Genomic DNA, 12,148 nt, shown 5'->3' on the forward strand with positions numbered 1-12,148 from the left:
TTGCGGATAAGGATAGACAAGCCGGGGAAGGGATGGTATAGTTACTACGAATCTTTTTCATAAACATGGAAACAGGTGCCGCAGCGCGGGAGCAGTAGCTTTCGCCCGCAGCGGTTAAAAGGGAAGTCCGGTGAAATTCCGGCACGGACCCGCCACTGTAACAAGCGTTCCGCCTTCGGCAGTCTTTAAGCATGCCGTATCTTCGGAACATGCCGCGCACAGATGCTGTCACTGGAGCTTCATACTCCGGGAAGACATGCACGGCAGCAGCTTGAAGCCAGGAAACCTGCCTGTTTCAGGACGCTGTAACCTACGAGGATTTAGGGTGGTGTCGGAGAGAGGCTGCTTGCTTTGAGGGAACCTGTATTTTGATATGGTTGCCGCCGGACAAGCAAACCTTTTGTTCCTGTAGACAGGAAGCACTTCCGACACGTTCGGAGGTGCTTTTTTTAAATATAAGAAAGGATAACGTTTCATGCTGATCCTTCCTTAATATTTTCACAGCGAAACTTTTGACCGCTGTTGGAGATGAAGACAGCGCTCAAAAGTTTCTGCTTCAAGTTTTAAATTAAAGACAGGGGTGTTGGAAGAAATGAAACAACAAGCAATGAAATCCTTCAAATTATCGGTTGCCATCATGATCGCAGCAGTAATGCTGCTTCTCGCCGCATGCGGCAGCGGCGGCGAAAGCGGCAGCGGAGCCTCCACGAACGGGGCGCCTGCAAACGGTGCGAGCCAATCGGCCGCGTCAGAGGAACCAAGTACGGGAGCGGCAACCGGCAATTCGGCGGACGCCAAGACGACCGCGTATCCGCTGACGGTCAAGGATGCATCGGGAACGGAGATTACGTTTGACAAAGCTCCGGAGCGCGTCGTATCGCTCGTGCCGAGCGAAACGGAAACGTTATTCGCGATCGGAGCGGGCGATGAAGTCGTTGGCGTCGACGAATACAGCAACTATCCCGAGGAGGCAAGCAAAAAAACGAAAATCGGCGATTTGAAGACGAATGTGGAAGCCGTCACCGCGCTTAATCCCGACCTCGTTGTCGCCTCTTCGACGATGAATGCGGAAGCGATAGAAAAGCTGCGCCAGCTGAACATTAAAGTGTACGCGTCCGCACCGAAAACGTACGATGAAACGGTTGACAAAATCGGCCAGCTCGGTCTCATCATGAACAAACAGGAGCAGTCCGGACAAGTGCAGCAGCATATGAAAGATGTGAAGCAGCAGGTCACGGACGCGGTGAAAGACGCTCCGAAGACAAAAGTGTACCTGGAGTTTTCGCCGGGCTGGACGGTCGGCAAAGGCGAGTTTATGGATGAACTGGTGACGCTGGCGGGCGGTACGAATGTGGCCGGCGACCAAAGCGGCTGGTTCGAAGTCAACTCCGAACAAATCGTCAAGGCCAATCCGGAGCTGATCGTATATCCGAAATTGGACGGTAACCCGATTTTGCCCGGCATTAAGAGCCGTGCGGGCTGGTCGGTTATCGACGCGGTGAAGAACAACCGCTTCGCGGAAGTGCCGATGGATCCGCTTGTCCGTGTCGGTCCCCGCCTCGCGGACGGGCTTCTCGATCTGGCAAAGGCGATTCATCCCGACCTTGTGAAATAAAATGGGCATCAAAGCCAAATTGTACGGTTATGGAGGAGCAGGCTTGCTCCTCCTTGCCTTTTCTGTCGTTGTCAGTCTTTCTCTCGGCTCTGCCGGAATGTCCCTTCATGATGTATGGGGCATTTTGACGAGTCGATTGTTTGGAGGCGCAGCCGACGGTTGGAACGAAGGCCAAGAGGCCATCGTGCTGCAAATCCGGCTGCCCAGAGTGATGCTTGCCATTCTGATCGGCGCCGCACTTGCCCTCGCCGGAGCAGGATTTCAGGGCGTCCTGCGCAATCCGCTGGCCGATCCATTCACGCTTGGAGTCGCTTCCGGCTGTTCGGTGGGGGCAGCATTTTTAATTTTGTTCGGATACCAAACATTGGTCGGAATATGGACGCTTCCGGTGGTCGCTTTTGTAACCGGAATTGTCGCGCTGGCAGGTGTTCTGGCGCTTGCCCGCACCAAGGGCGCGATGGGGTTAGAGACGTTAATTTTGTCCGGTGTCGTCATCGAATCTTTTCTCGGCTCGCTCGTATCGTTTATGGTCAGTCTTTCTCAAGGTGTCGTCAACCAGATTTTGTTCTGGCTTATGGGCAGCATTGCGCTAAAAGGATGGAGCGAAGTTTATCTTGTCATCCCTTTTATTGCGGTCGGACTGCCGCTCCTGCTGGCATTTGCACAGCCGCTAAACCTGTTTGTGCTCGGTGAGCGCCATGCGGCTCATCTCGGCGTGCGCGTGGAGCGGACCAAGCTGATCGTGCTGGCAGCATCTACGCTGCTTACGGCGGCGGCGGTATCCGTTGCAGGCGTCATCGGTTTTGTAGGCCTTGTCGTGCCGCACTTGATTCGGCTCATCGCCGGTCCGGATTACCGGCTCATTATCCCGCTTTCTGCAATCGGCGGCGGCATATTCGTGCTATGGGCCGATACGCTGGCGCGGATTGCGCTCAGCCCGCGCGAAATTCAGCTTGGAGTCGTCACCGCTTTTATCGGGGCGCCGTTTTTTGCTTATTTGCTTTACCGCCGTAAAGCGGTTAAAGGGGGAACGACATGATCGAAGCGAAAAATGTCGCGTACCGGCTCGGACAAACCGAGGTGTTAAGCGGTCTTTCGTTTACGCTGGCGCCGGGCAAGCTGTACGGCATTATCGGTCCGAACGGAGTCGGGAAATCGTCGCTGCTTCGTCTCATTTCGGGCGTGGAGAAGCCGGCGGCAGGGCAGCTGCTGCTCGAAGGCAAACAGGCGGCGGCTTACCCCCGCAAGGAACTGGCCCGCTGGCTGTCCGTGCTGCAGCAGGGAGGACTGCCGCCGGTCGGTTTTACGGTCAGGGAAACGGTCGCGATGGGCCGCTTTCCGTTTCAAAACTGGCTTGGGGATGAAGAGGCCGACACCGAAGCCCTGATCGATTCGGTGCTCGAAGCGATGGGACTATCGGCGCTGCAGCACCGGACGATGGACAACTTGAGCGGCGGTGAACGGCAGCGGGTCGCACTGGCCCAAGTGATGGCGCAGCAGCCGCGTTTGGTGCTGCTGGATGAGCCGACGACGTACCTCGATATCGGCTTTCAGGTTTTGCTGATGGATACTGTTTCCGGCTGGCAGCGTAAGCGAGGGCTGACGGCAATTGCCGTCCTTCACGATTTGAATCTGGCTTCGCTTTACTGCGATGAGATATTGGTGCTGCATGAGGGGCAGCTTGCCGCATTCGGTCCTCCGGCCGATATATTGGATGCAGCGCTGGTCCGCCGTGTGTATGGGACGGAGGCGGCAGCCGTTGCGCACCCTGCGAACGGCCGGCCGCAGTTTTTGCTTATGAACGGAAAATGACAGGAAGAACGACAGGGAGGGTTCAAACTTTGAACGAATGGAAACGAAGTGGAACGGGGCAGAGGATTGGCGCGGATGATCGCGAATTCGGGGCTGCGGATGAGAAGGCCATCCAATCTGCAATCGAACGCATTCTTCCTTTTGACGAAGAAGCTGCCGCCGCGGCCGAACGCCATTCCGACGGACTGACCAAGCCGCCGGGAAGTCTCGGCAAGCTGGAGGCGATCGCCCGCCAGCTTGCAGGCATCGCGGGCGGATTATGGCCGGAATTATCGCGCCGTGCCGTTATCGTAATGGCCGGTGATCACGGCGTGTGCGAAGAGGGCGTCAGCGCGTTTCCGGCCGAAGTGACGCCGCAGATGGTGCTGAACTTTCTGGAGGGCGGCGCGGCTGTAAACGTGCTCGCCCGCCAGAGCGGTGCCGACGTCGTCTGTGTGGACATCGGGGTCAATGCGGAGCTTAAGCATGAGCGGCTTGTCAGCCGCAAAATTCGGATGGGCACCGCCAATATGGCGGCGGGCCCCGCAATGCTGCGCGGTGAGGCGGCCGCGGCGGTTCGCACCGGCATTGAAATTGCCGAGCGGCTGGCGCAGGAAGGCGTCCGGTTGTTTGCTACGGGCGAGATGGGAATCGGCAATACGACGGCCAGCGCCGCTCTTGCTTCCGTGCTGGCTGGCATCGATCCGGAACGCTCGGTAGGCAGCGGCACGGGGATTGATGAACAACGACGCCGCCACAAAGTGGACGTTGTCAAAAAAGCGATCGCCGTCAACGAACCGGATGCTGCGGATCCGCTCGGCGTGCTGGCGAAAGTGGGCGGACTTGAGATCGCAGGCCTTGTCGGGGTCATCATCGGAGCTGCCGCAAGCCGCTGTCCCGTCGTCATTGACGGCTATATTTCTACGGCTGCAGCGCTAGTCGCCGTACGTCTTGCTCCCGGGGTGAAGCCGTATTTGATCGGCTCCCATCTGTCGATGGAGCAGGGGCACCGGGATTTGCTTCAGGCAGTAGGGCTGAGCCCGCTTATCCAGCTGGATATGAGGCTGGGCGAAGGAACAGGAGCGGTGCTTTGCTTTCATTTTATCGATGCCGCGCTTGGGCTTATGCAGGAGATGGCAACGTTCGAAAGCGCCGGCATCTCGAAGGGATAGCGGAATTGCGGCGGCCGAATAAACAGTGGCGTTCGATGAAACCGAGCGTTAAACCGGGCTGTTAATTGATGTTGAGGCATGAAGGATTATTAAAAGTTAGGGGGCCGTATGCATGAAGGTGCTCGTTACGGGCGGCGCGAGAAGCGGCAAGAGCACATTTGCCGAGCAGCTCGCCATGCGGCTGTCGGACCAGGGAATTTATATCGCCACTTCGCGTATATGGGATACGGAAATGGAACAACGCGTCGAAATTCACCGCCGTCAGCGGTCGGAGTCCGGCTTTAGCTGGGAGACGGTGGAAGAGCCGCTTGCGCTCGCGGAACGGCTTACGGAGCTTAAACGGCGTCCCGATATCCGCAGCGGCCGTGCGCCTGCTGTGCTGGTGGATTGCCTGACGTTATGGTTAACGAACCATCTGCTGGAAGAAGAAAAGGAAGAAGAAAAGGAACAGCCGGCACAATCGGAAGAACGGGCAGAAGCGGAAGAAGCGGAAGAAGCGAATTCGCAAGCGGCCGGATTGCGGGGAAGTCTGGAATCGGCGATGAACGATTTGGAAGAGGCAGCGGCGGATTTTCCAAGCCCGATTATTTTCGTAACAAATGAAGTCGGAAGCGGCATCGTGCCGGCGTATCCGCTCGGACGGCGGTTTCGCGATGAAGCGGGGAGGATGAACCAGCGGATGGCACAGCTGTGCGAACGCAAATTTTGGGTCGTATCCGGCGTGCCGGTCGATCTGAATAAAGTCTCCTTCGCCTGGGAGGACTTGTGATTTTTTATTCGCTGCCGGAAACTTTGCTGTTGATTGCAGCCGCCATCGTTATTGATTGGACGGTAGGAGATCCAAGGCGTATCCCGCATCCGGTCATTATGATCGGAAAGTTGATTGCCTATCTGGAACGCAAGCTGCGCAGACAGGAAGCCGGGTATACGAATAACGGCCTGTTGTATCGCGGCGGAATATTGGCCGTGGCCGTCCTGACAGTTTCGTTTGCGGTGATGCTCGGAATGACGGTGCTGGCGGACGCCATTCATCCGTGGCTCGGATATGCGGTCACCGCTTGGTTCATTTCCACGACGATTGCCGTCAAAGGACTGAAAGACGCCGCAATGCTCGTTTTCCGCCCTCTGATGAGTGGGGATATGGATGAGGCGCGCAAATATACGGGTTATATCGTCAGCCGCGACACCCGCTCGCTGGATGAGCGCGGCGCGGCCCGCGCCGCTGTGGAGACGGTGGCCGAAAATATCGTCGACGCCTTTCTGTCGCCGCTGCTGTTCGCGATGCTCGGCGGCGCGCCGCTGGCGATGCTGTACCGCGCGGCGAACACGCTCGATTCGATGGTCGGCTACCGCAGCGACCGTTATTTATATTTCGGCCGCGTCAGCGCGCGTATTGACGACGCGCTCAATTACATCCCCGCGCGGCTGTCCGCGCTGCTGCTGGCGCTGTCGGCGCTGCTGCTGCCCGGGATGAATCCATGGCGGTCGCTCAAATCGGCGGCGGTTTTTGCCCGCCGTCATCCGAGCCCGAACAGCGGTTTTCCCGAAGCAGCTGCAGCGGGGGCGATCGGCATCGAGCTCGGTGGGACGAACGTTTATTTTGGGCATACGAGCGAACGGGCGCGAATGGGCTGGCCGCTGCGGCCGCTTGAGGCGCTTGATATCGTGAGGACGGTGCGGCTGCTCTATGCGGTCAGCATTTTGGTCTGGATCGGAGTGATCGGCTGGTGGCTGTATCTGTTGTTAAAAGGCTGACGGAAACGGTATGGCATCCGTTTGGCGCTTCCGTACAATTTTTGACCCGCTTTCCGCTGCCGGCAGCGATTCCGTTTACGCCGCCTGTATTGACGCGCAGCCTCGTCTTCTTTCCCGCTGCCGGCGCGCTGATCGGCGCTCTGCTTGCGGGCTGCGCTTACCTGTTTGATCTCGCTTTGCCGGCGCTGCCGGCAGCGGCGCTGCTGCTCGCGGTATGGGTTTGCGCAAGCGGGGGACTGCATCTGGACGGCCTGATGGATACGGCCGACGGCGTTCTGAGCGGAAGAAGCCGCGAGCGGATGCTCGAAATTATGAAAGACAGCCGTGTCGGCGCGATGGGTGTGCTGGCCGCCATATTGGTGCTGCTGCTGAAATTTTCACTGCTCTGTTCGCTGCTGCAGAGCGCCGATTGGGGCACTTGCCTTCCGCTGCTGTTCGCGGTTCCGGTATGGAGCCGCTGGTGGATGAGCCTGGCCATCGTGCGCTGGCCTTATGCGGGAGGGGAGAACGGACTGGGCAGCTATTTTCGCGGAGCGAATATGGGCCGCATCTGGGGCTCGCTGCTGGTCGGTGTCGCATTGACCGCAGCCGGCGCTCGGATCGGCGCTTTTTCGCCGGTGGAAACGATTATGCTGTGCGCATTGGCGCTGCTTCTCTGCCTTGCTGCCGGGACCGTATCGGCGCAATGGATCAGCAGGCGGCTCGGCGGATTAACGGGAGATACGTACGGGGCGCTCAATGAATTGCTGGAAGCGGCGCTGCTGCTTGCAGCGGTTGCAGCTATCGCGGGCTAACTGTAGGAAGCGGTTAAAGTGCGCAGCTACCATGGGCTAATTGGGGGAAGCGGTCAACGTGCGCAAGGGCTGCGGGTTAGTGTGGAAGCGGTCGTCGTGAGCAGCGGCCGCAAGCTTACTCCAGAAGCGGTCAACGTGTGCCGGGAGAGCAAACGTGCAGCCATTTGCTGCAATTACATATAGGGAGATGGAAACATGCTGGAACGATTCGGACATGGGGGCGATCTGCTGACGGCGGAAGAAACGTATGGGCTCTCCGCAGACGATTTTCTCGACTTCAGCTCCAATATGAATCCGCTCGGGCCGCCGGAAGCGGTAAGCAAGGTGCTGGGGGGTATGTGGCCAGCATCACGCAATATCCTGACCCGGCGGTACGCGGCCTGCGCCGCAAGCTGGCGAAACGCCACGGCGTGGGAGAGGAGCATATTCTTGTCGGGAACGGCGCTGCCGAGCTCATTGATCTGGCTGTGCGCGCGCGGCGTCCGCGCCGGACGGGCCTCGTGCAGCCGTGCTTTGCGGAGTACGGGGATGCCGCTGTCAAAGCTGAAAGCCATATCGCGGCGGCAAAGCTAAGCGAAGAAGACGGCTTCGAACTGCGCGCGCACCATTTGCAAGCGGAGACGGGACGCGAAGCGGATATGTGGCTGATCGGCTCGCCGAACAATCCGACGGGACGAATCGCCGATCCGCGGCTGCTGCTTCATCTCGCGCAGGCTAGCGGCTCGCTTGTCGCGGTTGACGAGGCGTTTATGGATTTCGTCCCGGAGGAGCGTACCTATTCGTTAGTCCGACAAGCGGTTTCACTGCCCAATCTGCTCGTCTTTCGTTCGATGACGAAATTTTATTCCGTTCCCGGCATTCGTCTCGGATACGTGATAGGCTCAGAACAGAGAATTGCCGAACTGCGCCGGCTGCAGGTGCCGTGGAGCGTTAATTCGCTTGCGCAGCAAATCGGGGAAGCGGTGCTGGAGGACGATGCGTTTGCGGAGCGGACGGGCGCTTGGCTGAGACAGGAGCGTCCTTGGCTCGCAGATGAGCTGCGAAAGCTCGGGCTGACCGTTTATCCCGGCGACGTCAATTACATTTTGTTCCGGCTGCCGGATACCGGCGTACTGAAGGAAGCCGGAGAGCTTCAGCGCCGGATGGGCCGGTGCGGCGTCCTTATTCGCGACGCCTCGCATTTTGCCGGACTCGGCCCGGGCTTCTGCCGCGTTGCGGTCAAGCTGCGCGAGCACAATGAGCGGCTTATCCGCGCGCTGCGCTCCTGCCTGGAGCAAGCTGCCGAAGGAGGTGCAGGCCGATGAAGCCAACCCGTATTGAAGGCGGAAACGGAAGTCCGATTGATGCCGGAAACGGCGGTACGTTCGAAAGCGGGAACGATTCACCGCTATGCAGCCGCTTGGCCGATGAGGGCACACCCCAGACGCAAGGGAGTCCCGCCGCCAGGAAGGCGAAGACGATCATGCTGCAGGGGACGGCGTCGGATGTCGGCAAAAGCTTGCTGACGGCGGCATTATGCCGCATCCTGACGCAAGACGGCTACCGGACGGCTCCGTTCAAGGCGCAAAATATGTCCAACAATTCCTATGTAACGCCGGACGGCAAAGAAATCGGGAGGGCGCAAGGCATGCAGGCCGACGCCTGCGGCATTGAGGCGACGACGGATATGAACCCGATTTTGCTGAAGCCGACGCGCGATATGTCGTCGCAGGTCGTGATGAACGGCGTCCCGCTCGGAAATTTCGAGGCGCGCGTATACCGCGAGCACGTGCTGGTGCAGGCGGGGGCGGCCGTACAGGAAGCGCTTGCCCGCCTGCGCAGCCGCTTCGACGCCGTCGTGCTCGAGGGGGCGGGCAGCCCGGCCGAAATCAACCTCCGCAGCCGGGATATTGTGAACATGCAGGCAGCCAGATGGGCCGACGCACCGGTCGTGCTGGTCGCGGATATCGACCGCGGAGGCGTGTTCGCCTCGATTGTCGGCACGATGGAGCTGCTGGAACCGGAGGAGCGGGAACGGGTATGCGGCTTTATTATCAATAAGTTCCGGGGAGACGTGACGCTTTTGCAGCCGGGGCTCGACTGGCTGGAGAAGCGGACCGGCAAGCCGGTGCTCGGCGTGGTGCCGTGGCTGCCGGAGCATGGACTCGAAGAGGAAGATTCGCTGTCGCTGCCGGCCAGCGCATCGCAAGCGCCGGGTCACCTTCAGAACCCGCTCTCAGAGGAGGCGCAAGAGCATTCCGCTTATAAGCGCGTACTTGATGTCATCGTGCTCCGCCTGCCCAAAATTTCCAACTTTACGGATATGGATCCGTTCCGGTTCGAGGAAGATGTGTCGCTGAGATACGTGGATCATCCGTCGCAGTGGGGAGAGCCCGATGCCGTCATCGTTCCGGGCAGCAAAAACGTCGCATCAGACCTGCAATTTTTGCGTGCGGCGGGACTTGCGGACAAGCTGGCGGCCCATATCGGCACCGGCGGCTGGACGGTCGGTATTTGCGGCGGATACGAAATGTTCGCGCAGCGGCTGCTCGATCCGGACGGGGTCGAGTCGGCTGACATCGAGAGCGCGGGACTCGGCATTTTTCCGATGGATATCGTGTTTGGGGCAACGAAACGGACGGAGCGGGTCGAAGGTGTATTCACGCTGGACGGAATCGGCACTGCTCTCCCTGTGGAAGGCTATGAGATTCATATGGGAGAGGTGCAATTTCTGGGATCGTGCGCGCATCCGCTTCGATTGGGAGCGGGAGCGGTGCCCGAAGGAGCGGCCGCGGTGGACGGACGGTGCTGGGGCACGTTTATGCACGGTATATTTCACAATGACGGGCTGAGACGGGCATGGCTGAATGCCGTTCGCGAAAGCAAGGGCTGGGAGCCGCTGGAGGAAGGAATGTCCTTCAGGCAGCGCCGTGCGCAGTCATTCGACCGTCTTGCCGATCATGTCAGGGCCCATGTAGATATCGAACGGATAAAGCTGGCGGCCGGACTTGGACTGGAGCGGATGCTGTGAGCCAGCCGTTCCGTACGGCGGCGGAATACCGGTCCAAATATATCGAAGGGCTTGTTCTCGCCTATTCCGAGGAACGGATCGTGCTGGAGTCCGCCATGCCGCTGCAAACGCTTGGAAACGCCGTGTTCGGGGGCGGGCTGGCGACAGTGAACCGGTTCGTCAACTGGAAGGTGCCCAGAAGCTACCGCGGCAACGATCCAAACGGTGACGCCGCAGAGGCGGTAAGGAGTTGGGGCTTCAATCCGAAACGAACGTCGGTGCTGCTGACGGCGGCCAAATTATCGCATGCTTCGGTGGAAGAGACGGCCGGCGACCGCTTCAGCCTGCTCATCTGCACGACCGCGGGGACAAGCAATGCGGCGCGAGCGGGCAGCGTCCGGACGCTTTTTCCCGCTTACGGCTACATGCCCGGTACGATCAATTCGTTTATTTATATCGACGGCGCCCTTACGCAAGCGGCGATGATCAATGCTCTCATGACAGCCGTCGAAGCTAAGGCGGCAGCGCTTCAGGATGCAGGAATCAAGGATGCGGATACCGGCCTGACGGCAACCGGAACGACGTCGGATGCCATCCTGCTCGGCGTAACCGGTTCGTCCGCTTACGGAGCGGTCCACGCTTATGCTGGAACGGCAACGACGATCGGCGGCGCCGTCGCGGAGGCCGTTTACCGGACGGTGCTGGAGGCGGTCATGACCCAGCATGAGCGGTAGCCGCTGAAGCGGGTTCAAATAAACGGTAAATGGGTTGATTTTCCACCCGGCGGCTTGTATGCTTTCCGTGTAGGAACGGTTAACAAACGTTTTGCTCAACCTGGTTATTTCAACGCGCGGTGAAAATACGGGAGAGGGTGTGGATGATACGATGAAGTACCGGACACTTGGAAAAACGGGTCTTAACGTCTCCGTTGTCGGCGTCGGAACGTGGCAGTTCGGCGGCGAATGGGGAATCGACTATACGCAGGAGGAAGTGGGATCCATATTGCGCCGGGCGAAGGAGCTCGGAATCAACCTGATCGATACGGCGGAATGCTATGGGCCGGATCATTTGTCGGAATCGCTCATCGGCGGCTATTTGAAGGAGGACCGGCGTGAAGACTGGATTCTCGCCACCAAGTTCGGACATCTGTTCACCCGCAATTTCGCAAGGGATAACCGCTGTTCGGCGGAAGATGTGATCAAGCAGCTGGACGAGTCGCTTCAAGCGCTGAAAACCGACTACGTCGATATTTACCAGTTCCACTCTCTCGGCAATGAATGGTTTGACAACGACGAGCTGTGGACGGCGCTGGACAAGCAGGTTGAGGCCGGAAAAATCCGTCATTTAGGCATTTCGATAGGTTCGAATGCGGATATCTATCAAACGTCGAAAGCGTCCGATGTTCGTGCCGGCGTCATCCAGGTCGTCTACAACCGCTTGGACCGGACTCCCGAGGAGAAGGTGCTGCCTTCCTGCCAGGAACAAAATCTCGGCGTGCTCGCCCGCGTCCCGCTCGCCAGCGGCTTCTTGAGCGGCAAATACGATGCCTCCACCACGTTTCCCGACAACGATCACCGCTCCCTGGAAGGCCGTTTTCCGCAAGAGAGGCGGGAGAAGCTGCTGCGCGAAGTCGAGGAGATCAGGCGAAGCGAAGTACCGCCCGGCGTGCCGATGGCCGAGTGGGCGCTCGCCTGGTGCCTGAAGCATCCGGCCGTTACAAGCGTCATTCCGGGCTGCAAAAACCCGGCGCAGGTGGAATCGAACGCCCGGGCGGCCGATTTGCTCGAAGCTTAAGCGGCTTGAGCAAGGAACGCACTTTGTTAATCCTCGCTATTGACAGAGATTTTCCGAGCATATATAATTCAACCCAAGTTATACCAATTAGGCCATGATCAAAGACACGACTTCATTATTCATGCTGCACAGAGAGAGGGGCGACAGCTGCAAGCTCCTTCAGTCATGACGATGAAGTTACCCCTTTGTAGCTGTGATGTGGAATCCGTATGTCTGCCCATACGGTAGTATTCGTCAC

At 58.8% G+C, this 12,148-nt stretch carries 12 protein-coding genes and 1 riboswitch; all 12 genes read left to right on the forward strand.

Annotated elements, in window-relative coordinates:
* The first annotated feature begins 56 nt into the window (after positions 1–56).
* A riboswitch (cobalamin riboswitch) is annotated at positions 57–308 on the forward strand.
* A gap of 284 nt (positions 309–592) precedes the next feature.
* The 12 genes from VN24_RS21350 (at position 593) to VN24_RS21400 (ending at position 11,910) form a co-directional block, all read left to right on the forward strand.
* Positions 593–1,615, forward strand: a complete 1,023-nt coding sequence (locus tag VN24_RS21350) for an ABC transporter substrate-binding protein (RefSeq protein WP_045672080.1) — start codon at positions 593–595, stop codon at positions 1,613–1,615.
* 7 nt (positions 1,616–1,622) lie between these two features.
* A complete protein-coding gene (locus VN24_RS21355) occupies positions 1,623–2,654 on the forward strand; it encodes a FecCD family ABC transporter permease (RefSeq protein WP_045673544.1) in 1,032 nt (343 codons plus the stop codon).
* The gene (locus VN24_RS21360; protein WP_045672081.1) at positions 2,651–3,427 is read left to right on the forward strand and encodes an ABC transporter ATP-binding protein; all 777 of its coding nucleotides are present in this window, start codon (positions 2,651–2,653) and stop codon (positions 3,425–3,427) included. The genes VN24_RS21355 and VN24_RS21360 overlap by 4 nt, the downstream gene beginning before the upstream one ends.
* A 110-nt stretch (positions 3,428–3,537) precedes the next feature.
* Positions 3,538–4,578 (forward strand): nicotinate-nucleotide--dimethylbenzimidazole phosphoribosyltransferase, encoded by a 1,041-nt coding sequence (gene cobT, locus VN24_RS21365; protein WP_045673545.1) that lies wholly within the window; start codon positions 3,538–3,540, stop codon positions 4,576–4,578.
* Positions 4,579–4,690: 112 nt separating this feature from the next.
* The gene (cobU, locus tag VN24_RS21370; protein ID WP_045672082.1) at positions 4,691–5,347 is read left to right on the forward strand and encodes a bifunctional adenosylcobinamide kinase/adenosylcobinamide-phosphate guanylyltransferase; all 657 of its coding nucleotides are present in this window, start codon (positions 4,691–4,693) and stop codon (positions 5,345–5,347) included.
* Entirely contained in the window at positions 5,344–6,333 is a 990-nt protein-coding gene (gene cbiB / locus VN24_RS21375) for an adenosylcobinamide-phosphate synthase CbiB (protein WP_045672083.1), read from the forward strand. Before cobU ends, cbiB begins: the two co-directional genes overlap by 4 nt.
* Complete coding sequence (gene cobS, locus VN24_RS21380; protein WP_238590747.1) at positions 6,306–7,127, forward strand: adenosylcobinamide-GDP ribazoletransferase; 822 nt, start codon at positions 6,306–6,308, stop codon at positions 7,125–7,127. The genes cbiB and cobS overlap by 28 nt, the downstream gene beginning before the upstream one ends.
* An 18-nt stretch (positions 7,128–7,145) precedes the next feature.
* Positions 7,146–7,310 carry a hypothetical protein gene (locus VN24_RS27740; protein ID WP_158453693.1) on the forward strand — a complete coding sequence of 55 codons (165 nt, stop codon included), beginning with the start codon at positions 7,146–7,148 and terminating at the stop codon, positions 7,308–7,310.
* A 155-nt stretch (positions 7,311–7,465) separates the two neighbouring features.
* Positions 7,466–8,431: a pyridoxal phosphate-dependent aminotransferase gene (locus VN24_RS21385; protein ID WP_238590748.1), complete on the forward strand. Its 966-nt coding sequence runs from the start codon at positions 7,466–7,468 to the stop codon at positions 8,429–8,431.
* Positions 8,428–10,137 (forward strand): cobyric acid synthase, encoded by a 1,710-nt coding sequence (locus VN24_RS21390; protein WP_082083982.1) that lies wholly within the window; start codon positions 8,428–8,430, stop codon positions 10,135–10,137. Before VN24_RS21385 ends, VN24_RS21390 begins: the two co-directional genes overlap by 4 nt.
* On the forward strand, positions 10,134–10,850 hold the full coding sequence (locus VN24_RS21395) for an adenosylcobinamide amidohydrolase (protein WP_045672084.1): 717 nt from the start codon (positions 10,134–10,136) through the stop codon (positions 10,848–10,850). Before VN24_RS21390 ends, VN24_RS21395 begins: the two co-directional genes overlap by 4 nt.
* Before the next feature lie 151 nt (positions 10,851–11,001).
* A complete protein-coding gene (locus VN24_RS21400) occupies positions 11,002–11,910 on the forward strand; it encodes an aldo/keto reductase (RefSeq protein WP_045673548.1) in 909 nt (302 codons plus the stop codon).
* The last annotated feature ends 238 nt before the right edge of the window (positions 11,911–12,148 follow it).

Origin of the sequence: Paenibacillus beijingensis (assembly GCF_000961095.1) — a bacterium.
Classification (GTDB): Bacteria; Bacillota; Bacilli; order Paenibacillales; family Paenibacillaceae; genus Paenibacillus_O; species Paenibacillus_O beijingensis.

Bases quoted from the DNA above. Each gene is read 5' to 3' on its own strand.
- VN24_RS21400 (WP_045673548.1), top strand. From the start codon at position 11,002: ATGAAGTACCGGACACTTGGAAAAACGGGTCTTAACGTCTCCGTTGTC.
- cobU (WP_045672082.1), top strand. From the start codon at position 4,691: ATGAAGGTGCTCGTTACGGGCGGCGCGAGAAGCGGCAAGAGCACATTT.
- VN24_RS21390 (WP_082083982.1), top strand. From the start codon at position 8,428: ATGAAGCCAACCCGTATTGAAGGCGGAAACGGAAGTCCGATTGATGCC.
- VN24_RS21350 (WP_045672080.1), top strand. From the start codon at position 593: ATGAAACAACAAGCAATGAAATCCTTCAAATTATCGGTTGCCATCATG.
- VN24_RS21360 (WP_045672081.1), top strand. From the start codon at position 2,651: ATGATCGAAGCGAAAAATGTCGCGTACCGGCTCGGACAAACCGAGGTG.